The following is a 21,614-nucleotide window of genomic DNA, read 5'->3' as shown; positions in this document are numbered from 1 at the left end:
TTTATAACCAGACGCAGCGGGGCTCGCTGCAATAGACCCAACGTAAAACACAGGAAAAATCCCATGGATCTGTTTGATTTTAAAGAGGTGAAGTACCTCGAGCGCGACACCAACACCCCAACGTTTTTCGGTAAAATCGATTCAGAAGTGGGCAAAGGCGGCCAGGTAATGATTACGCTTGGCGACAGGAATTTCTTTGTCGACATCAACCCGCAGGACGGCAGCTGGAAGTGGACGCCACCAGAAGCGCTGGCCGACGGTGAATACAGCATCTCCTTTATGACCATCGACACCGCCGGTAACCTCAGTACGCCGTCGCAGCGCACGCTGATCGTCGACACCACGCCGCCGGCCGCACCGACGCTGCTCAACCTGTACGACGATCAGGGCGCCATCACCGGCAGCTTTGACGCCGGTAAAATGACCGACGACCGCCGCCCGACCCTGACCGGCATCGCCGAAAAGGGCACCGTGGTGTATCTGAAAGAGGGCAACACCGTGATCGGCAGCGCCAAAGCCGACGAGAAAACCGGCCTGTGGACGCTGGAACCGACAGTAGATCTGGCGGATGGCCGTCATAACCTGACGCTGGTGGCGGCGGAAACCTTCGCCGGTAAGGTACGCGAGGGCAAAGTATCCGATGAGTTTAACATTACCATCGGAAAAGACGGCGACGTGCCGAGCGATCCGGGCGGCGTGGCCAAAATCATTGAGGCTATCGATAATGCTGGCAGCCTGACCGGCTCACTGAAAAGCGGCGGCATCACCGATGACACCACGCCAGAGCTGCGCGGCAGCGCGCCGGAAGGCAGCGTGGTGCGCATTCAGTACCGCAACGATAAAGGTGAATGGATCGATGGCGGCAATGCGGTAATGAACGGCACCAGCTGGAGCTGGACGCCAAACCCGGCGCTGGGTGCCGGTAACTGGGAATTCCGCGCCAACGCCGGCAGCGGCTGGACCGACGAATTTAAGCTGGATATCGATCTCGCACCGGCGGCAAAAACGGAAATCACTCACGCTTACGATGACTTTGGCCCGTTCACCGGCACGCTGGGCAACGGCGCGATTACCGATGACCGTACGCCAAACCTGCACGGCCGCGCCGAATCTAACAGCCTGGTATATATTCACTATCGCAACGTGCTGGGCGCATGGGAACTGCTGGACAGCGTGACTGCCGGCGCCGATGGCCGCTGGGAGTATGAGACTGACCGCCTTTCTCCAGGGACGTATGAGTTCCAGGCGGGAACGTCTGGCACACGTGATACGAACGGTAAACCGTTTGGGCTGCAGATTGTGGCGCCGGGCAGCGTCGCCCCAGAAATATCTATGGCCTGGGATGATGTGGGCAAAATCACCGGTGAGGTGAAATCGGGCGGGCTGACCAATGATACTCAGCCGGAGCTGCGCGGCAGTGCCGAGGCGAATGCGGTTGTGCAGGTTGAGTACTCACGCGACGGCAAAACCTGGCATAGCGGGTCAACGGTTGCGGATGCGAATGGTCGCTGGTCGTTTACGCCCAAGGAAGAGCTGGAATATGGTAACTGGGATTTCAGGGCGAAAACCACTAATGGCAATAGCTACAGTGCAAATTATTCGTTAAATATTATTGACAGTGAAACCATTACTCATGTTTACAACTTTGAAGACATTACCCCTGTCAATATCACGAAAAATGTGAATTACGGAAATCTGACATTTATCTATAAAAAGCATGATAATGTCACTACAGCAATAGAAGATCATGAGCGCTGGGGCGGGTTTTTCGTCATCCGAAAAGATAGCAATGTTAATGAATTTGTCCAGAAAGTAAATTTCCAGGAGAAAATAAATCACTTTGAACTCACCGCGCTTGATTGGGAAAGTACCAAGTCATATATCAGTTTCTTTGATGAGAATGGGAAAGAACTTGGACGAGTTTATCCCCATGGTGAAAGAAGTAATACCAGAGAGATATTGCAATTTAGTTCGGGCAACTCAGAGATCAGCTATGCTGAGATTCATATTATAGGTTCACTTACTGCGTATGGTATTGATAACATTATTACTCAAAGATACTCTAATATAAATGTTAGCGATCTCAACCATGGGTTCGAAACTTTCGACACGCTTACAGCAGGTAAAAAGTATGCACTGAACAAAGATGAAACAATAGGTAGTGGACTGATATTTAGAACCTTTTCAGGCTCTGAAGCAGAAGTGTATGAAAATGCAGCAATAAATAGTCATAACTCATTGTATTTAAAAAACAACTCTCATTATCAAATTGATTTCGATAAAACCGATAAGATATCCTTTGATTACAATCATATATTCCATCCTGAGCGTCATAAAATAAAAATATTTTCCACAACAGGAGAATTACTATTCGAAGGTCCATTGAAAGCCACAGATAACACATATGAAAAATTCGAATATATAGCTCAGCCCGGAAAAATGATATCAAAAATTGACTTCATTGTCGGAGATGACTCCGGACCTGAAAATACTAATGATGGAGGGTTCACCATTGATCACATTGCCTGGGGCCTCAATATTGGCTCTGGCCTGGAGTCATTTGACAAATACGACATTGACTTCAAATTCGACATGACGCGGGTTAACGTTTTACTGGGTGGCGTCAGTTTTTCTGGAAAAGCGCATGAGGGTGTAGTTTCAAATATAGGAGCCTCCAGAGTTTTTAATGGCCATGGTGAACATCGTGCATTTGTATTAGGCGATAACTCCACTTACACGTATGACTTTGGCAGCACAGAAAAGATCGAGTTTGCGCTAAGCACTGTTCACTCAGCCAATCAGCATGAGATTATTGTTTATTCAACTACCGGCGAAATTCTCTACCGTGAAATGATTGCACCCGTAGGTTACCGTACTAATACAGCTCCTGACACCTATCAGTTTATTGCACCACCGGGTAAAAAGATCGGTCATATCGATTTGGTGCTGGGCCAGGAAACCACAACGGATGACAATGATGCCGGCTTTACCATTGATGACATCAAGTGGGGCGAATACGTTCATCCGGAGGTCAACACCAACGGCGGCAAACTGTATCTGTTTGACGAAAACGACCTCTATGACCCGATCCAGGTTTTCGACGCCGATAATCAGCTCTATCAGCTGCTGGTCAACAGCGAAGATCAGACGGTGATTTTTGCCGACCAGGTGGAGGACGGCAGCAAAACCAGCGTGATTCAGATGGACAACGCCGGCAATAACGCCCTGACGCTGAGCCTGCAGGATGTGCTCAGGCACGGCAGTGAGAACCTGGCGATTGATGATGCCACTAAGCAAATTATCGTCAACGGCAATCAGGGCGATACCGTGCGCCTCGAAGACATCCTGCCGGAGGGCAGTGAGCAAAACGGCTGGGCCGAGCAGGCTGGAACCGTGACCATTGCCGGCACCCAGTACCACGTCTGGAGCAACGGCGACGCTGAGCTGCTGGTGCAGGACGGCGTGAAAACCGAGCTGGTGTAAGGGAGAGCCATCATGAACCAGATTCTTAACGCCACTTACCGCTACACCGACGACCCGCGCCGCGGCTACAGCGGCACCAGTCCGCAGGCGCGCAACGGCTTTGCGGAAATCGTCATCGACGGCAACAAGCCGTACACAGTCATTGTCGGCCCGGACGGCCGCTGGAGCTGGACGCCGCCCGCCGACTGGACACCAGGCGAACACGTCGTGTCGGTGCGCATGATTGATGCCGCCGGCAACATCGGTGACCCCGCCCAGTTCATTCAGGTGGTCGACTACACGGCGCCGGACGCGCCGCGCCTGCTCAATATGTACGATGACCAGGGCGACATCACCGGCAGCTTCGACGCCGGACGCATGACCGACGACCGCCGCCCGACCCTGACCGGCGTCGCGGAAAAGGGCACCGTGGTGTACCTCAAAGAGGGCGACACGGTGATTGGCAGCGCGCAGGCCGACGCCATCACCGGTATCTGGACGCTGGAGCCGGACGCCGACCTGAGCGACGGCACCCATCAGCTGACGCTGGTGGCGGTCGAAACCTTCAACGGCAAGCTGCGCGAGGGCGAACCGTCTGCGCCGTTTGAGCTGCTGATTGGCCGCGACGGCGCTGCCGCCACGGTGATTTCCCACGCGGTGGATGATGCCGGCCCGGTCACCGGTTCGCTGCTGAGCGGCGCGCTCACCGACGACGCCACGCCGCAGCTGCACGGCAGCGCCCCGGCGGGCAGCACGGTTTTCGTGCAGTACCGTAACGCCAGCGGCGAATGGGTCGACGGCGGCGCGGCGCAGATGGACGGCTCCCGCTGGAGCTGGACGCCACCGGCTGAGCTGGAAGCGGGCAGCTGGGAGTTTCGCGCCGGTCAGGAAGGCAGCTGGAGCGACAGCTTTACGCTCGACATCGCCTTCGCCGGCAGCGACGCGCTGCACGCCACGCTGACCCACGCCACTGACGACTTTGGCCCGGTCACCGGCACGCTGCTGAGCGGCGCGCTCACCGATGACACCACGCCAACCCTTAGCGGGCGCGGCGAAGCCAACAGCACCGTGGTGGTGCGCTACGGTGCCTTCGGCGAGTTCACCCATTCAGCAGTGGTAACGGTGGGCGCGGACAGCAACTGGAGCTTCACGCCGCCGGCGCTGGAGTACGGCGTCTGGTCGTTTGCCGCGCAGGCGCAGGGCGACAGCCAGTGGAGCGATACGTTTGAGCTGGTCCTGATGCCGGGCGGCCAGCACACGCCAGAAATCCTCCGCGTGTATGACGACGTGGCGCTGTATATCGGCGAAGTCAGCAACGGCGGCATCACTAATGACCGCCAGCCGGAGCTGAGCGGCGTCGCCGAGGCCAACAGCGTGCTCAACGTCTACGACGGCAGCACGCTGATCGGCAGCGTGCAGGTCGGCGCAGACGGCAACTGGCGCTTTATCACGCCAGAGCTCAGCGATGACTCGCACAGCCTCAGCGTCAGCTACGGCGCTTACGACGCTGGCCTGCCGGCGTACAGCATCGTCGTGGACGCCACGCCGCCGGGCGAGGTGGAAATCAACGCGCTCGCCCCGCTCGGCCTGACGCTCAGTGACGTGGTGGAAGCCGGTCAGCAGGGCCTGTTCATTGACGACGGCAAAACCCAGATGCGGGTCAGCGGCCAGGCTGGCGACAGCGTGCAGCTCAGCGACATCCTGCCGGAAGGCGAAACGGTCAGTGGCTGGACGCAGCATGCCGGCACCGTCACCATCGCTGGCAGCCAGTACCACGTGTTCAGCCACGGCGACGCGGAACTGCTGGTGCAGGACGGCGTGAAAATCGAGCTGGTGTAATCCCCCGATGCCGTGCGTGCAGCACGGCATCATCTTCTCCTTTTCCTCTGTTTTTAATCCGTTCGGATTTTTCTCCCTTCGGGACGTATCTCATACGGCGTGTTACGTCATCTATTACAAAATGCGCTCTCTGTAACAAGGCGCAGCGGCCCTCGCTGTGGTGGACCCGACGTAAAAAAAACACAGGAATAATCTCCATGGAACTGTTCAATTATGAAGAGGTGAAATACCTCGAGCGCGATACCAACACCCCCACGTTTTTTGGCTATGCAAATTCAGAAATCGGTAAGGGCGGCACCATGCTGATTACCGTCGGCAAAGAGACCTTTACGGTAGATATCGACCCTGCCAACGGCTACTGGAGCTGGACACCTGCAACGCCGCTGGATGATGGTTACTACAACATGTCTTTCCAGTCGGTTGATAAGGCCGGCAACGTCAGTACGCCCAGTCTGCGTACGCTGATTGTTGATACCACGCCGCCAGCAGCGCCGACGCTGCTGAACATGTACGACGATCAGGGTGACATCACCGGCAGCTTCGATTCAGGCAAGATGACCGACGACCGCCGCCCCACCCTGACCGGTATCGCGGAGAAAGGCGTGATTGTTTATCTGAAAGAAGGCAATACGGTTATCGGCAGCGCGAAGGCGGATGAAAATACCGGGATGTGGAAGATCGAGCCGGAGGTTGACCTTACCGACGGTCAGCATGATTTGGCGCTGGTGGCGAATGAAACCTTTGCCGGTAAGGTGCGCGAGGGTGAGGTTTCGGATGAGTTCATCATTATTATTGGTAAAGACGGAGAAGTGCCGGTTGATCCAGGCGGCGTGGCGAAAATTATTGATGCCGTCGATAACGTCGGCAGCGTGACCGGCTCATTGAAGAGCGATGGCATCACCGACGATACCACCCCAGAGCTGCGTGGCAGCGCGCCAGCAGGCAGTGTGGTACGTATTCAGTACCGTAATGCTCAGGGTGAATGGGTTGATGGCGGCAATGCGGTGATGAAGGGCACCAGCTGGAGCTGGACGCCGAATCCAGCGCTAGGCGAAGGAAACTGGCAATTCAGGGCAAATGCCGGTGACGAATGGAGCAACGAATTCAAACTCAATATTGATTTGACGCCTGCAAGCGAGACCACGATTGCTTACGCCTGGGATAATTATGGTCATGCCACTGGCATGTTAGGTAATTCCGCCCGGACAGATGACCGTACCCCCACGTTACACGGACGCGCCGAAGCAAACAGTATTGTTTATATTGAATACGGAAAAGCTGGAGCACCATGGATTCCAGGTTATTCAGTTCAGGTTGGTGCTGATGGTAACTGGGAGTTCACAATACCTATCGAATTAGGTAATGGTAACTGGGAGTTTCGGGCAAAAAGTGGTAACAGTGGCACGTTCACGCCTAAGTTCAAACTCAATGTGATTGATAATAACCTTGCTCCAACTATTGATTTTGCCCTGGATAATGTGGGTAAAACACAAGGCAAATTAGCGTCTGGTAGCGTAACTGACGATACAACTCCCGAGTTACAAGGCCATGCCGAAGCCAACAGCACAGTCTATATAGAATACTATCTTGGAAACAACAGTAAAAACATCGCCTCAGTTACTGCTAATATATATGGAGAGTGGACATTTTCTCCACCAAAACTTAACTATGGGAACTGGACTTTCAATGCTTATACAAACGACAAAGCGCAGAGCTCTTTTGAAATAAAAGTCAGAGAGGCTGATCTTATCAGCCATCGTGAAGATTTTAGTAACGGAACCTATATAATTCAGCAAGGCACTTCAGTTACCCTGGCCTCTGGCATCAAAGTATACAATCAGTATGGAAATGCTTCCCAAAGGAATGAATTTTTAGTCGGACCAGACTTAGGCACTGGGAACCCTTCAAATTCTAAACAAACAGCAGTACATTTTTATATTGATAAATCTAACTACTTTAAGTTTGACGCCCAGGCTCAACAAGCCACTCATAATATGATACGGTTTTATAATGAGAAGGATGAACTTATCGGCTCCATCGAAATCTCAAAATGGGGCGGAATGAAACCCTACGAGTTCATTGCCCCACAAGGTCAGTTAATAAGCAAAGTATCGGCGTTCAATAGTTTTTATGATGACGGCACAGGCAATTCACGCTACGACACTATTTTTTTAGACAATTTCGAATGGGGTATAAAAGATAATGTTGTCAAATCCACTGATATATCAGTGAATGAAATTTCCATATTAGACGCCGATGCGTTTAGCGCACTGGACAATCTAAATGCCAATGAAGTGTTCTCAAAAGGAACTAAAGACCTCTTCATCGACGACGGCAAAACCCAACTAATGGTCAACGGTAACCAGGGCGATAAGGTGCGTTTGGAAGATATCCTGCCTGAAGGCAGCGAGCAGGAAGGCTGGACGCAGCAAACCGGCACCGTGACCATCGCTGGCAACCAGTACCATGTGTTCAGCCACGGCGACGCGGAACTGCTGGTGCAGGACGGCGTAACGGTGAATCTGGTTTAACCGCAGTTTGCCACCGCATAATGACATGGCGGCCTGCTCGGGCCGCCATAATAAAAAAGGTCGTCATGAATGACGACCCTACAGATATGGTGCTGGTATTACGCCGGTGAAACTATTTCTTCACCGTCTCCATGCCCATCAAACCAATCTTCAGATAACCCGCTTCACGCAGCTGATCCATCACCGACATCAGCGTTTCATAATCGACCGATTTGTCCGCCTGGAAGAAGATGGTGGTCTCTTTGTTGCCTTCGGTTTGCGCGGTGAGCGCATTCACCAGCGTCTCTTTGGTCACCGCATCGTTACCGATGTAAATCTGTTTATCCGCTTTGATCGACAGATAAACCGGCTTCTCCGGACGCGGCTGTGGCGCGCTGGTGGAAGCAGGCAGATTGACGCGCACATCCACCGTGGCGAGCGGCGCGGCGACCATGAAGATGATCAGCAGCACCAGCATGACGTCGATAAACGGCGTCACGTTGATTTCGTGCATTTCGCCATCGCCGACCGCATCATCGTTTAAACGCATCGCCATAATACTTATCCTACGCGCAGTTTCTGGGCCGCCGCCGGACGGTTAACTTCTTTTGCGGTATCGACGTTGCCGAGGTCCAGATCGCGGCTCTGCAGCAGCAGCACCTGCGCCGCCACGTCGCCCAGCGAGGCTTTGTAGCTGGCAATCATGCGGGCGAAGACGTTATAGATCACCACTGCCGGGATTGCCGCCACCAGGCCAATCGCCGTCGCCAGTAGCGCTTCCGCGATGCCCGGAGCAACCACCGCGAGGTTGGTGGTCTGGGTTTTCGCGATACCAATAAAGCTGTTCATGATGCCCCAGACGGTGCCGAACAGACCGATAAACGGGGCGACGGAACCGATGGTGGCGAGGAAGCCGTTACCGCGACCGGCGTGGCGGCTGAAGCTCGCGACGCGACGCTCAAGGCGGAAGCTGGTGCGCTCTTTGATGCCGTCGAGGTCTTCGCTGCCAGCGGAGAGTTCCAGTTCGTTACGCGTGTCGGCGAGCAGCACAGCACTGTGGCTGTTGGCTTTGAAGTTTTCGGCAGCGCGATACGCGTCATTCAGTGAGCGCGCTTCGCCCAGCGCCAGCTGTTCACGCTTCAGGCGACGTTTCGCCCCGCTCAGCTCCGCGTATTTGCCAAAGAAAATCGCCCAGGTAACGACCGAGGCCAGCAACAGGCCGATCATCACAATTTTTACCACGATATCGGCATGCTGATACATGCCCCAAACGGAGAGGTCCGTTTGCATCAAGTCACTGGCTACCACGCTGCGTCTCCGACTTCTGTTGCACCGTTCACGATTGAAGCGCGGATCATAGCAAAAAAACCGACCGAAGTGATAGTGGTTCTCATTACTATTTACAAAGCTGCAACCCGCTGAATTGATACGGCGCAATGTTTAGCGCGATAAATCGCGCCGCTACGGTTGGGTGCGGTTTGCGGAATAGAGCAACAGGCACGGTTGCGCGATAAATCGCGCCGCTACGGTTGGGTGCGGCTTGTGGAATTGAGCAGCAGGCACAGTTGCGCGATAAATCGCGCCGCTACGGTTGGGTGCGGTTTGTGGAATTGAGCAGCAGGCACAGTTGCGCGATAAATCGCGCCGCTACGGTTGGGTGCGGTTTGTGGAATAGACCAACAGGCACGGTTGCGCGATGAATCGCGCCGCTACGGTTTGGTGCGGTTTGTGGAATAGAGCAACAAACACGGTTGCGCGATGAATCGCGCCGCTACGGTTGGGTGCGGTTTGTGGAATTGAGCAGCAGGCACAGTTGCGCGATAAATCGCGCCGCTACGGTTGGGTGCGGTTTGTGGAATAGACCAACAGGCACGGTTGCGCGATGAATCGCGCCGCTACGGTTTGGTGCGGTTTGTGGAATAGAGCAACAAACACGGTTGCGCGATGAATCGCGCCGCTACGGTTTGGTGCGGTTTGCGAAATTGAGCAACTAGCGCGAACGAACATCCTGCACGGGTCGTAGCGGCGCAATTTATTGCGCTTTGTTTTTACGCCGCGTAATAAAAGCCGCATCCAGCCTCTTTCCGCGATTGTGCTGGCGTCACTCTGATATTCGGCAAACGGGCTCAACCCCGCGCCGCGATTCGTGGTAAGTTGGATGCTTTGTGAGACGTGTCAGGAAAGGCAGTGATGGCAACGAAAAAAATTGATACCCGGCTTGTCACCGCGGGACGCAGCAAACGTTACACTCAGGGCTCGGTTAACAGCGTCATTCAGCGCGCATCCTCACTGGTTTTTGACTCCGTCGCGGACAAACAACGCGCCACCGCCGGACGCGCCAGCGGTGAACTGTTTTATGGCCGGCGCGGCACCCTCACCCATTTTTCCTTCCAGGATGCGATGACCGAACTGGAAGGCGGCGCCGGCTGCGTGCTCTATCCGTGCGGTGCGGCCGCGGTCGCCAATGCCATCCTCGCGTTTGTCACCAGTGGCGATCATATTCTGGTCAGCGGCGCGGTATACGAACCCACCCAGGATTTCTGCACCAAAATTCTCGCGAAGCTTAACGTCACCACCACCTGGTTTGATCACTGCATCGGCAGTGAAATCGGCGAGCTGGTGCAGCCGAACACTCGCGTGGTGTTCCTTGAATCACCGGCTTCCATCACCATGGAAGTGCAGGATATTCCGGCGATTGTCGCGGCGGTGCGCGCCAAAGCGCCAGATGCGGTGATCATGATTGATAATACCTGGGCGGCGGGCGTGCTGTTTAACGCGCTGGAGCATGGCATCGACATTTCTATCCAGGCCGGCACCAAATACATCATCGGCCACAGCGATGCGATGATCGGCACTGCGGTGGCCAACGAACGTTGCTGGGCGCAGCTGCGCGAAAACTCCTACCTGATGGGCCAGATGGTGGATGCGGACACCGCGTACATGGCCAGCCGTGGCCTGCGCACGCTGGCTACGCGTCTGCGTCAGCACGAAGAAAGCGGTCTGCGCGTGGCCGAATGGCTGGCGGCGCAGCCGGAAGTGGCGCGCGTCAACCATCCGGCGCTGGCGCAGTGCAAAGGCCACGAGTTCTGGCGGCGCGACTTCAGCGGCAGCAGCGGGCTGTTCTCATTCATCCTGCATGAAAAACTCACCCCGGCGCAGCTGGCAAATTATCTCGATCGCTTCCACCATTTCAGTATGGCCTACTCGTGGGGCGGCTTTGAATCGCTGATTCTGGCGAACCAGCCGGAAGAGCTGGCGGCAATTCGTCCGGCGGGCGGCGTGGATTTTGACGGCACGCTGGTGCGTCTGCATATCGGGCTCGAGCACGTTGACGATCTGCTGGATGAGCTGAAAGCCGGTTTTGCCCGCCTGAAAGCGTAAAAAGATAAACCAAACTTAAACCATCCGGTGCGGCGTAGCGGAGATCAACGATTACGCCGTCCCGGACGGTTAAAATACAAGCCTTGTGACTCGATGGGATAGCTGATGGGTGTTTTACATGAGATTGTCCAGGCGCTGTGGCATCAGGATTTTGCCGCGCTGGCCAATCCGGATGTAGTGTGGATTGTCTACGGCGTGATGTTTCTGACGCTGTTCCTGGAAAACGGTTTACTGCCTGCCTCGTTCCTGCCCGGCGACAGCCTGCTGCTGCTGGCAGGGGCGATGATCGCCAAAGGCGTGATGGATTTTGTGCCAACCATGGTGATTCTGACCACCGCTGCCAGCCTCGGCTGCTGGCTGAGCTATCTGCAGGGGCGCTGGCTTGGTAATACTAAAATCGTCAAAAGCTGGCTGATGCATTTGCCAGCGCAGTACCATCAGCGCGCCTGGCACCTGTTCAACCGCCACGGCCTGATGGCACTGCTGGTTGGCCGCTTTCTGGCCTTTGTGCGTACGCTGCTGCCCACCATGGCGGGCATTTCGGGTTTGCAGAACGGGCGTTTTCAGTTCTTCAACTGGCTGAGCGGCGCGCTGTGGGTCGGGATTGTGGTGGCGATGGGCTATGGCATCAGCCAGGTGCCGTTTATCAAGCGCCACGAAGATCAGGTGATGGCGATCCTGATGGTGCTGCCTATTGTGCTGCTGTTTCTCGGCCTCGGCGGCAGCATTGTGGTGATCTGGAAAAAGCGGCGCCAGAAAGCCTGACCTCTGTAAAGCGCCGCCGTTTCAGGCGGCGTCAAACGGCTGCAGCGCCCCGGTCTGGCGCGCGCGGCTCGCCTCTTCTCCCGGCGTCACGCCAAAGTACCGTTTAAACTCCCGCGAAAACTGTGACGGGCTTTCATAGCCGACGCGCACGGCGGCGGCGCTGGCCTTCAGCCCATCCTGCAGCATCATTAACCGCGCCTGATGCAGCCGGTAACGCTTGAGATACTGCAGCGGCGAGGTCTGGGTCACCGCCTTAAAGTTATGGTGAAACGCCGAGACGCTCATGTTGACCTCTGCCGCCAGCATTTCCACGCTCAGGCTTTCGGCAAAGTGGTTCTCGATGCGGCGCAGCGCCCGGGCCACCTGGCTGAACTGCGTCTGGCGATTGACCAGCGACAGCAGCGCGCCGCCAATCGGTCCGGTCAGTACGTAATAGATGATTTCACGCACCAGCTGCGGGCCGAGCACGCGGGCGTCACGCGGTTTATCCATCACATCCAGCAGCCTTTCCGCGGCGCACAGCATCTCCTCGCTAAGAAACGCAGAGTGAATGCCGGAGGTTTGCGGCTGCGGCTGAAACTGCTCGTCATCGCCAATGCTTAACAGCAGATCCTGCAAACTGGCCGGATCCACGGTGAGGCTCATGCCGGCCAGCGGCTGCTGCGGCGTGGCGTCAGTTTCGCACTCCACCGGCAGCGTGACGGTGAGCATCAGATATTTGGTGGCGTCGTAGCGAAACACCGTACTGCCGAGGTAGCCGGTTTTGTGTCCCTGAAACAGGATCACGATGCCCGCCGGATACAACATCGGCGTGCGCGGCAGCGGTTCCTCCGCGTAGATCAACCGTACGTTTTCCACCGCACACAGCGGCTTTTGTGGCTCGCGCATCAGCGTGATCACGCGCTGCGCCAGCTGGCGGCAAAGGGCATCGTTCGGCATGGCACTCTCTCGGGCAGCAAAAAAGCGCAGTGTGCCGCATTGCTGCATAAAGCTCCAGATGGCTGGAGAATCAGGCAAGATTTTTGCAGGATTGCACCGGGCGAAAGTGCCGTTCGGTTGCCACAATGATCCTCAGGTCAGGTTTGTTGACTAGACTTAAGCACATCGTTTCTACGGTAAGTCACTGCAACCGATAAGGAGTCACTATGGCAGAGCAACCCCGGATTAAACTGCACGACGGCAACATGATGCCGCAACTCGGCCTTGGCGTCTGGCAGGCCAGCATTGATGAAGCGCGCAATGCCGTGCTGGAAGCGCTGAAGGTCGGCTATCGTTCCATTGATACCGCCGCCGCGTATAAAAATGAAGAGGCGATTGGCCAGGCGCTGCAGGAAACCGACGTGGCGCGCGATGAGATCTTTATCACCACCAAACTGTGGAATGATGACCAGCAGAACGTTGAACAGGCGATGGAGACCAGCCTGAAGAAGCTGCAGCTGGAGCAGGTGGACCTGTATCTGATGCACTGGCCGTGTCCGCAGAAAGACCACTACGTGGATGCGTGGAAGAAAATGGTGGAACTGCAACAGCAGGGCCTGGCGAAAAGCATCGGCGTGTGTAACTTCCATGAAGCGCACCTCAAGCGGCTGATTGATGAAACCGGCGTGTCGCCGGTAGTGAATCAGATTGAACTACATCCGATGCTGCAGCAGCGCACGCTGCATGCGTGGAATGCGCTGCATCAGATTCAGACCGAGTCGTGGAGCCCACTGGCGCAGGGCGGTGAAGGCGTGTTTGATCAGGAGATCATTCGCGAGCTGGCGAAGAAGTACAGTAAGACGCCGGCGCAGATTGTGATTCGCTGGCATCTGGACAGCGGCCTGGTGGTAATTCCGAAGTCGGTGACGCCGGCACGCATTCAGGAGAACTTCCAGGTGTTTGATTTCCGGCTGGATAAGTCAGAAGTGAGCGAGATCGCGAAGCTGGATAAAGGCAAGCGACTGGGACCGGATCCGGAAGAGTTTAATGGGTGACGTGGGTTAAGGATGCGATGGGTGAAAGGTGCGGTTTGCCCCCTCACCCCGGCCCTCTCCCGCATGCGGGAGAGGGAGATGTCCGCGCGACTCTGAAGCGGTGGGCCTGTGAGTCATACCGCTCAAAACGGTTCCCTCTCCCGCTGGCGGGAGAGGGTTAGGGTGAGGGAAAAGAAACGCACCTCACCCGACCGGATTCACCACCATCTGCCCTGCCGTGCCGCGGTCGGCGAGCTCCAGCGTCTGGCTGTAATAGACAAACGGGAAATGCTCTGACGAACTCTGCGGGAAACTCACCAGCAGTTCGACATCGCCATCCACCCAGACCGTATCTTTCCAGCCGCGATCTTCTCCCATCGACTGCGCGCCGTTGACGCTTTTAATCAGGAACATCACGCCCTGAATATGCAGCGACTGCGGACGGTCGGCGTGAATGATCCAGCGCTCAAAGGTGCCCTGCTGCACCGTCGTATCGATGCGATTCATGTCCCACAGCACACCGTTAATGCCCGGCGTGCCATCGCCGAGGCGGAATTCACGCGTGCGCACCGCCACGCCATCCAGAATCTGATCCGCCAGCAGGCGCATCGGCAGGTTGTCGGTCACCAGCGGCAGCAGGCCGGTTGGACGCAGCGTTAGCACCAGCGTATTGGTCAGAATCGATGACGGCTCAAACAGCCCGCGCAAACGATCCATAATGCCTGCCGCCGTGCCTGCGGTGATCGACACTTCATCGCCCTGCGACATGTCCACCAGCACTTCGCGACGTTCACCCGGTGCAAGCGACAGCGTTTGCACCGCTACCGGCGCGGGCAGGAAGCCCTGATCGCTGGCGATCACCGTAAACGGCCGGTTGTCGCTAAAGCTGAGATCGAAACGGCGCGCATTGGCCGCATTCAGCAGGCGCAAACGCACCCAGCCGCGCGACACTTCGACATACGGATTTTGCACGCCGTTAACCAGCAGCGTATCGCCGAGGAACCCGCCGTCCGACGGTGGGTTATAAACCGGCGTGGCAAAGTTATCGAGGCGCTTGTCCTGAATAATCAGCGGGAAATCATCGACGCCGTAATGCTTCGGCAGTGGCAGCGCTTTGCTGATGTCATCTTCGATCAGCCACATGCCTGCCAGGCCGTTATAGACGTGCGGTGCCATGCGATTCGGCGTGTTGGCGTGATACCACAGCGTGGCTGCGCCCTGACGAATCGGCAGCACCGGTGCCCAGTCAACGCCAGCGGACATCATGCGCGGCGCACCGCCCATCAGCGCGCCCGGCACCTGCAAACCGCTGACGGTCATCGCCACCGGTTCATTGAGGCGGTTGCTGTAGATCAGTTTGACATCATCGCCGCTGTAAACGCGCACCGTCGGGCCAAGGTACAGGCCGTTAATGCCCCATACCGGCACTTTGTTGCTGTTACCGTTGAAGGACCAGTGGCTGCGCTGCAGCGTAAGGAACAGCGGCTGACCGCGGCGTGATTCAATCAGCGGCGGCACCGGCAAAGGTACATCGCCCAGTGGCGCGGCGGCGCGGGCGGCGTAAGGCATAACGCTGGAAGCCAGCGCCATACCGGCAGAAAGCTGAATAAACTGACGTCTGCTGCAAGACATAAAACTTCAGACCTTTTGAGCGTGGCGTGAAGACGCCGTGTCCATGTTGTTATTTTTAATCGTGTTGTGAAGCGCCCGACCGGCGCTGCTGTGTGTCCGGGTCAGGTCAATGCGCATCCGGGACCCGGTGCGCATTCATGCGCACCCGACAAATGGCGGGATCCGCAGCAAATCAATGCACCCGACAGATCGAGCCATTGCGCGCTGCGGGTGAGCCATTTTTTGCCGGCTAGATTTTACCGTTTTTTTCGCGTTCGGCGACTTCAGCGTTCAACTCTTCCAGCTTAGCAGACATTAATTCACGGCAGTGGGTCGCCAGTTTGCGTACCGACGTGGTTTCAAACTGCGTGGTATCCACTGGCGGCAGCATTTCTACGATCACTAAGCCATTGTCCCAGCGATTCAGTTTGATTTTGCCGTGGGTGTTAGAGACCACCACCGGGATGATCGGCACGCCCGCCGCCACCGCCGCATGGAACGCGCCGGTCTTGAACGGCAGCAGACCGCGTCCGCGGCTGCGCGTCCCTTCCGGGAACATCCAGAAGGAAATTTTCTTCTTTTTGAACTGCGCCACCAGCTCGCCGATGGTGCCGTGCGCTTTGGCGCGGTTATCGCGGTCAATCAGCAGGTTACCGGTCAGCCAGTAGAGCTGGCCGAAGAACGGGATCCACAGCAGGCTTTTCTTACCCACCGTGACCGTGGTCGGCTGCACGATATTGGCAGCGGTGATCATGTCGTAGTTGTTCTGATGGTTAGCGATGTAAATCGCGTTACCGTAGCTTTCGGCATCCGCCGGTTTACGCAGTTCGACTTTGACGCCAAACACCGTCGACAGACGACCAAACATGTGACCAAAGGTCGCCACGTGGCGCGGATTACGCGGTGAAAACAGACACCAGATGCTGCCAAACACACAAACCAGAATCGAATAAATCACAACGATTAACGTGCGTAAAATTAGTAACATAGCTTCCTCAAATGTGGCAGTCCTTCGCCTTTTCAGTCTTACTCTTCGCTATTCGCGTCACTTTTTGGCCGCGCTGGCGCATTCACTTCCACGCTATCGATCCGCTGCAGTCCGCGCGATACGCTACCGCGACGGCCGCGCTCAGCACGCACTTTCTGCAGATCTTCATCACGCATGATCAGCTTACGCTTGCCGACATAGATAGTGATGGAACTGCCCGGCGGCAGAATCAGCAGCCACTGCAGCTTGTCCACGCCCGCGGCGGCGTCCGCCGACGGAATCGAGATAATCTTGTTGCCCTTGCCTTTCGACATCTGCGGCAGATCGGCCACCGGGAACATCAGCATCCGCCCCGCCTGGGTGATGGCCAGCAGCATGTCGTCGCCAGAGTGCACCGCCAGCGGCGTCATCACTTTGGCGTTTTCCGGCAGCGTCAGCAGCGCTTTACCGGCGCGGTTGCGCGACACCAGATCGGCAAAGGTACAGATGAAGCCGTAGCCGGCATCGGAGGCCATCAGCAGCTTCTGATCGTCCGCTTCCATCAGCACCTGCTCAATCACCGCACCTGGCGGTGGCGTCAGCTTGCCGGTGAGCGGCTCACCCTGCCCGCGTGCCGACGGCAGCGAGGTCGGATCCAGCGTATAGCTGCGGCCGGTGGAGTCAATAAACGCCACCGGCTGGTTGCTCTTGCCGCGCGCGGCGGCACGGTAGCTGTCGCCCGCTTTGTAGCTTAATCCTGCCGGATCGATATCGTGACCTTTGGCGCTGCGCACCCAGCCCATCTGCGACAGCACAATGGTGACCGGCTCAGCGCTCACCAGCTCGTTCTCGCTCAGCGCTTTCGCTTCTTCACGTTCGTGCAGCGGCGAGCGGCGATCGTCGCCGTAGGTCTGGCTATCGGCCAGCAGTTCTTTCTTCAGCAGGTTACTCATTTTGCGATCAGAGGCGAGGATCGCCTGCAGCTGATCGCGCTCTTTTTCCAGCTCGGCCTGTTCACCGCGAATCTTCATCTCTTCCAGTTTGGCGAGATGGCGCAGTTTCAGTTCCAGAATCGCTTCGGCCTGGGTTTCGCTGATGTCAAAGCGCGACATCAGTACCGGCTTCGGCTCATCCTCGCTGCGGATGATGTGAATCACCTCATCAATATTGAGGAACGCCACCAGCAAACCTTCAAGGATATGCAGACGACGCAGCACGCGTTCCAGGCGATGATTGAGGCGGCGCGTCACGGTATCGCGGCGGTACACCAGCCATTCCGAGAGGATCTCCAGCAGGTTTTTCACCGCCGGACGGTTATCCAGCCCGATCATGTTGAGGTTAACGCGGTAGCTCTTCTCCAGATCGGTGGTGGCAAACAGATGGTTCATTACCTGATCGAGATCCACCCGGTTGGAGCGCGGCACAATCACCAGCCGCGTCGGGTTTTCGTGATCCGATTCATCGCGCAGATCCTCCACCATCGGCAGCTTTTTATTGCGCATCTGGCTGGCGATCTGCTCCAGCACGCGCGCGCCCGACACCTGGTGCGGCAGCGCGGTGATCACCACTTCGCCGTCCTCTTTTTTCCACACCGCACGCTGGCGGATCGAACCACGGCCGTTCTGGTAGATCTTGCGGATCTCGTCGCGTGGCGTGATGATCTCGGCTTCGGTCGGGAAGTCCGGCCCCTGCACGATTTCCAGCAGCTCATCCAGCGTGGTGTTGGGCTTGTCGATCAGGCGCACCGCGGCTTCGGCCACTTCGCGCAGGTTGTGCGGCGGAATATCGGTCGCCATACCCACGGCGATGCCGGTGGTGCCGTTGAGCAGGATGTTCGGCAGGCGCGCCGGCAGCATTTTCGGCTCCTGCAGCGTGCCGTCGAAGTTCGGGATGTAATCCACCGTGCCCTGCCCCAGCTCGCTGAGCAGCACTTCGGCATATTTCGACAGGCGCGATTCGGTGTAACGCATCGCCGCAAAGGATTTCGGATCGTCCGGCGCACCCCAGTTGCCCTGACCATCCACCAGCGGATAACGGTAGGAGAACGGCTGCGCCATCAGCACCATGGCTTCGTAGCAGGCGCTGTCGCCGTGCGGATGGTATTTACCCAGCACGTCACCCACGGTACGCGCCGATTTCTTGAATTTTGCGCTGGCGTTAAGCCCCAGCTCGGACATGGCATAAACAATGCGGCGCTGCACCGGCTTGAGACCGTCACCGATGTACGGCAGCGCACGGTCCATGATCACGTACATGGAGTAGTTCAGGTACGCGTTTTCAGTAAACTTGTGCAGGGCAAGACGCTCTGCGCCATCCTGTGTCATTTCACTCATTAAGCTGGCATCCTCACTTCGTGGCCCGCAACGGCGGGTCATCCGGCGGTCATTTGGCGAGGATAGTACCTTATTCGCGGGATTTAGTCACAGGGAAGCCGTTGAGGACAGAAAGAATCTCCCGACCTTAAATAACGTGACGCCAGTTGAAAAAATAAAAAGGATTGAGAGCATCATCACACTTATTTAGCACTTTATTGTGTGAGCAAAGTCGCATTTAATTTCCTGTCATCGCGGTGTATTAATACTGTCCGCCTGACGGGACAACATTTAGTATTGTTGCTGCCGCCATCCTTTCCTAAATTCATACTCCATAAGACACACCTTTTTCGCGACGGCTTGCTGGCAATGAAATAAATGCCACAAGGAAAAATCCCATTAGGTTTTACCAAAATAAAGGGTGACCGAATGCAAATACTGACTTCGCGACAACACCGGTTAATGAAATTGCTGTTGCAACAGGCGGCGCCGCAGCCGATTGGTCAGCTGGCGTTACAGCTCGGTGTCTCCGGAAAGACCATTCAGCGCGACCTGCAGTGGCTGGAGAGCTGGCTCAGCAACTGGGCGCTGACGCTGGAGAAAACCCCTGGCCGCGGTGTGCGGCTGCGGGTTGAGGATATGCAGCAGCGTTTGCAGCTGGAGCAGCAGCTGAACGGCGACGAGGCCGGCGACGCGCTCAGTCATAACAGCCGACGGATAAAAATCGCCTCCCAGCTACTGAGCGATGCGCCGCGTGCCACGTCAATCAGTAAGCTGTCCGAGCGCTACTTTATCAGCCACGCCTCGATTGTGAACGACCTGAAAGTAATCGAAGAGTGGCTGCAGCCGCTGGGATTAACGCTGCAGCGCGGCCCGGGCGGTACGCATATAGAGGGCCATGAGCAGGCGCTGCGTCAGGCGATGGTGTCGCTGATCAACGATGTGATGCAGCAACAGGTCGCCGGTACGCCGCTGCTGCCGCGGCTCGATCCTGGTAGCCAGCAGGCGCTGGTGCACTATTTTGGCGAAGAGGATGTGGCCTTTGTGCAGGCGCTGCTGCAACAGATGGAGCAGCAGCTGAGTTATCCGCTGGGCGATGCCTGGTATCTCAATCTGTGCACGCACATCCTGATCATGATGCACCGCATGGCGCAGGGCAACGCGCTGGCGCTGGACATTCTCACCACCGCGCACGATCTCGATCAGTCGATTCTCACCATTGCCCGGCAGATGGTGGCGCGCATTGAGCAGCGCATCGGCTGTGCATTGCCGGCCGATGAAGTCGGTTTTATTTATCAATATATCGTCTCCTCCGGCATTGTGGTGGAAGAGCGTGGCGATCAGGTGACGCTGCATAATCAATTTTCCACTGCCGAGTCGGTTAAAATAACCTGCGAATTAATTGATCGTTTCTCGGCGTTTATTCAGCAGGACTTATCTCAGGACCGTTTATTATTTGACGGTTTACTGGTGCACATAAAACCATTATTAAACCGGCTTAAATATCACATTCATATTCGCAATCCGCTGCTGGATGATATTAAACAGGAAATGAAAGAGATATTTTTTCTGACTCAGCAGGCAATGCAGCTGACCGCGCGCACCTTCGCCCTGTCGCCGGTGGCTGAGGATGAAATTGGTTATCTGTGCGTTCATTTCCAGGCGGCACTGGAGCGGCAGATCGCCCACAAACGCATCCTGGTGGTGTGCTCCAGCGGCGTGGGCACCTCACACCTGCTCAAGAGCCGCATTTTACGCGCCTTTCCGGACTGGGAAATTGCCGGCGTGGTGTCAGCCAGCAATCAGGCGGCGTTTTGTCAGCACCACGCGGTGGATTTGGTGATCACCACCATCCACCTCGACGCCGGTGCCATTCCGGCCGTGTATGTCAGCGCCTTTTTTAATGATGACGATATCCGGCGGGTCACTGACGCCATGATTGGCAGCCAGCTGCCCAACGGCACGCCCTGCGCGTTGGCCGCACACTGATTGAATGAGGAGCAACCATGGACATTTCCCGCATTCTGACGCCGCGCCGCGTTAACCTGGCGCTTAGCGCCACCAGTAAAGAAGAGGCGATCAACGAACTCACCGATCTGCTGGTGAGTGACGGCGCCATCAGCGATCGCGCCGCGTTTATTGCCGATGTCTGGCTGCGTGAAGCGGAAGGCTCGACCGGCTTCGAAAACCATATCGCGATTCCGCACGGCAAATCGTCGGCGGTCAGACAAACCACGCTCGCCATCGGCCGCACCCAGCAGGACATTCCGTGGGAAACGCTGGATGGCAGCCAGGTGCGCTGCATCATCCTGTTCGCCGTGCGGCTGGAAGATCAGAACACCACCCATATTCGCCTGTTGTCGCAGGTGGCCAGCGCGCTGGCCGATGATGAGGTGATAGCCCGACTGCTGGCGGAGAATGAGCCCGGCAATATCATCCGGCTGTTTAGTCAGTACGCCGAAACCGACCTCTGTTAACACCCAACACCTTGAGGTGCCACATGAATATCGTCTGTGTAGCGGCCTGCACCGCAGGCATCGCGCATACCTACATTGCGCGCGAAAAACTGATTAAGGGGGCTCACGCGCTGGGCCACACCATCCACGTTGAAACCCAGGGCACCATCGGCACTGAAACGCCGCTGACGCGTGAGCAGATCGACGCCGCTGACGTGGTGATCCTTGCGGTTGACGTCAAGATCAACGGCGAAGAGCGCTTTCAGGGCAAACCCATCGTGCGAGTGAAAACCGAAGTGGTGATCAGGTCACCGGTGAAATTCCTCGAAAAAGTGGCGGATTCACTGGCGCGCGCCTGA

At 56.5% G+C, this 21,614-nt stretch carries 15 protein-coding genes; 9 read left to right on the top strand and 6 right to left on the bottom strand.

Annotated elements, in window-relative coordinates; all coding sequences use genetic code 11:
* The first annotated feature begins 63 nt into the window (after positions 1–63).
* The 3 genes from AC6I8F_RS03150 to AC6I8F_RS03140 all read left to right on the top strand — a co-directional run bounded on the left by AC6I8F_RS03150 (position 64) and on the right by AC6I8F_RS03140 (position 7,832).
* Positions 64–3,483: an Ig-like domain-containing protein gene (locus AC6I8F_RS03150; protein ID WP_498028503.1), complete on the top strand. Its 3,420-nt coding sequence runs from the start codon at positions 64–66 to the stop codon at positions 3,481–3,483.
* A 12-nt stretch (positions 3,484–3,495) separates the two neighbouring features.
* Positions 3,496–5,301 (top strand): Ig-like domain-containing protein, encoded by a 1,806-nt coding sequence (locus AC6I8F_RS03145; protein WP_215481558.1) that lies wholly within the window; start codon positions 3,496–3,498, stop codon positions 5,299–5,301.
* A gap of 197 nt (positions 5,302–5,498) precedes the next feature.
* Entirely contained in the window at positions 5,499–7,832 is a 2,334-nt protein-coding gene (locus tag AC6I8F_RS03140; protein ID WP_498028502.1) for an Ig-like domain-containing protein, read from the top strand.
* Positions 7,833–7,944: 112 nt separating this feature from the next.
* On the opposite strand, the gene exbD is transcribed toward AC6I8F_RS03140, so the two are convergent.
* Both exbD and exbB read right to left on the bottom strand, forming a co-directional pair.
* Positions 7,945–8,367, bottom strand: coding sequence for a TonB system transport protein ExbD (gene exbD / locus AC6I8F_RS03135; protein WP_021509588.1), 423 nt, complete (start codon positions 8,365–8,367; stop codon positions 7,945–7,947).
* 5 nt (positions 8,368–8,372) lie between these two features.
* Entirely contained in the window at positions 8,373–9,101 is a 729-nt protein-coding gene (gene exbB / locus AC6I8F_RS03130) for a tol-pal system-associated acyl-CoA thioesterase (RefSeq protein WP_215800629.1), read from the bottom strand.
* A gap of 900 nt (positions 9,102–10,001) precedes the next feature.
* Between exbB and metC the strand changes: the two genes are divergently transcribed.
* Both metC and AC6I8F_RS03120 read left to right on the top strand, forming a co-directional pair.
* On the top strand, positions 10,002–11,192 hold the full coding sequence (gene metC, locus AC6I8F_RS03125) for a cystathionine beta-lyase (RefSeq protein WP_498028501.1): 1,191 nt from the start codon (positions 10,002–10,004) through the stop codon (positions 11,190–11,192).
* Positions 11,193–11,297: 105 nt separating this feature from the next.
* Positions 11,298–11,957 (top strand): DedA family protein, encoded by a 660-nt coding sequence (locus AC6I8F_RS03120; RefSeq protein ID WP_021509591.1) that lies wholly within the window; start codon positions 11,298–11,300, stop codon positions 11,955–11,957.
* Between the two features lie 21 nt (positions 11,958–11,978).
* Here the strand turns inward: AC6I8F_RS03120 and AC6I8F_RS03115 are convergent, their stop codons facing one another.
* A complete protein-coding gene (locus AC6I8F_RS03115) occupies positions 11,979–12,896 on the bottom strand; it encodes an AraC family transcriptional regulator (RefSeq protein WP_058771382.1) in 918 nt (305 codons plus the stop codon).
* A gap of 206 nt (positions 12,897–13,102) precedes the next feature.
* On the opposite strand from AC6I8F_RS03115, the gene dkgA reads away from it, so the two are divergent.
* Complete coding sequence (dkgA, locus tag AC6I8F_RS03110; protein ID WP_021509593.1) at positions 13,103–13,930, top strand: 2,5-didehydrogluconate reductase DkgA; 828 nt, start codon at positions 13,103–13,105, stop codon at positions 13,928–13,930.
* 183 nt (positions 13,931–14,113) lie between these two features.
* Here dkgA and ftsP read toward each other — a convergent pair whose 3' ends face one another.
* The 3 genes from ftsP to parC form a co-directional block, all read right to left on the bottom strand.
* The gene (gene ftsP, locus AC6I8F_RS03105) at positions 14,114–15,541 is read right to left on the bottom strand and encodes a cell division protein FtsP (protein ID WP_031280127.1); all 1,428 of its coding nucleotides are present in this window, start codon (positions 15,539–15,541) and stop codon (positions 14,114–14,116) included.
* A gap of 229 nt (positions 15,542–15,770) precedes the next feature.
* Entirely contained in the window at positions 15,771–16,508 is a 738-nt protein-coding gene (locus tag AC6I8F_RS03100; protein ID WP_498028500.1) for a 1-acylglycerol-3-phosphate O-acyltransferase, read from the bottom strand.
* A gap of 38 nt (positions 16,509–16,546) precedes the next feature.
* Positions 16,547–18,820 (bottom strand): DNA topoisomerase IV subunit A, encoded by a 2,274-nt coding sequence (parC, locus tag AC6I8F_RS03095; protein WP_021509596.1) that lies wholly within the window; start codon positions 18,818–18,820, stop codon positions 16,547–16,549.
* A gap of 408 nt (positions 18,821–19,228) precedes the next feature.
* On the opposite strand from parC, the gene AC6I8F_RS03090 reads away from it, so the two are divergent.
* From AC6I8F_RS03090 to AC6I8F_RS03080, 3 genes are read left to right on the top strand one after another with little or no spacing between them, the layout of a single operon-like run.
* Positions 19,229–20,788 carry a BglG family transcription antiterminator gene (locus AC6I8F_RS03090; protein ID WP_498028499.1) on the top strand — a complete coding sequence of 520 codons (1,560 nt, stop codon included), beginning with the start codon at positions 19,229–19,231 and terminating at the stop codon, positions 20,786–20,788.
* Between the two features lie 17 nt (positions 20,789–20,805).
* Positions 20,806–21,276 (top strand): PTS sugar transporter subunit IIA, encoded by a 471-nt coding sequence (locus AC6I8F_RS03085; RefSeq protein ID WP_498028498.1) that lies wholly within the window; start codon positions 20,806–20,808, stop codon positions 21,274–21,276.
* A gap of 23 nt (positions 21,277–21,299) precedes the next feature.
* The gene (locus AC6I8F_RS03080) at positions 21,300–21,614 is read left to right on the top strand and encodes a PTS fructose transporter subunit IIB (protein ID WP_058771378.1); all 315 of its coding nucleotides are present in this window, start codon (positions 21,300–21,302) and stop codon (positions 21,612–21,614) included.

The organism is gamma proteobacterium symbiont of Axiagastus rosmarus, assembly GCF_059730925.1.
The sequence above is the reverse complement of the archived record's forward strand: the minus strand, read 5'-3'. Positions and strand labels throughout refer to the sequence as shown.

What these genes read in the sequence shown, in the direction of transcription:
- AC6I8F_RS03150 (WP_498028503.1), top strand. Translation starts at nt 64, where the DNA reads ATGGATCTGTTTGATTTTAAAGAGGTGAAGTACCTCGAGCGCGACACC.
- AC6I8F_RS03145 (WP_215481558.1), top strand. Translation starts at nt 3,496, where the DNA reads ATGAACCAGATTCTTAACGCCACTTACCGCTACACCGACGACCCGCGC.
- AC6I8F_RS03140 (WP_498028502.1), top strand. Translation starts at nt 5,499, where the DNA reads ATGGAACTGTTCAATTATGAAGAGGTGAAATACCTCGAGCGCGATACC.
- exbD (WP_021509588.1), bottom strand. Translation starts at nt 8,367, where the DNA reads ATGGCGATGCGTTTAAACGATGATGCGGTCGGCGATGGCGAAATGCAC.
- exbB (WP_215800629.1), bottom strand. Translation starts at nt 9,101, where the DNA reads ATGCAAACGGACCTCTCCGTTTGGGGCATGTATCAGCATGCCGATATC.
- metC (WP_498028501.1), top strand. Translation starts at nt 10,002, where the DNA reads ATGGCAACGAAAAAAATTGATACCCGGCTTGTCACCGCGGGACGCAGC.
- AC6I8F_RS03120 (WP_021509591.1), top strand. Translation starts at nt 11,298, where the DNA reads ATGGGTGTTTTACATGAGATTGTCCAGGCGCTGTGGCATCAGGATTTT.
- AC6I8F_RS03115 (WP_058771382.1), bottom strand. Translation starts at nt 12,896, where the DNA reads ATGCCGAACGATGCCCTTTGCCGCCAGCTGGCGCAGCGCGTGATCACG.
- dkgA (WP_021509593.1), top strand. Translation starts at nt 13,103, where the DNA reads ATGGCAGAGCAACCCCGGATTAAACTGCACGACGGCAACATGATGCCG.
- ftsP (WP_031280127.1), bottom strand. Translation starts at nt 15,541, where the DNA reads ATGTCTTGCAGCAGACGTCAGTTTATTCAGCTTTCTGCCGGTATGGCG.
- AC6I8F_RS03100 (WP_498028500.1), bottom strand. Translation starts at nt 16,508, where the DNA reads ATGTTACTAATTTTACGCACGTTAATCGTTGTGATTTATTCGATTCTG.
- parC (WP_021509596.1), bottom strand. Translation starts at nt 18,820, where the DNA reads ATGAGTGAAATGACACAGGATGGCGCAGAGCGTCTTGCCCTGCACAAG.
- AC6I8F_RS03090 (WP_498028499.1), top strand. Translation starts at nt 19,229, where the DNA reads ATGCAAATACTGACTTCGCGACAACACCGGTTAATGAAATTGCTGTTG.
- AC6I8F_RS03085 (WP_498028498.1), top strand. Translation starts at nt 20,806, where the DNA reads ATGGACATTTCCCGCATTCTGACGCCGCGCCGCGTTAACCTGGCGCTT.
- AC6I8F_RS03080 (WP_058771378.1), top strand. Translation starts at nt 21,300, where the DNA reads ATGAATATCGTCTGTGTAGCGGCCTGCACCGCAGGCATCGCGCATACC.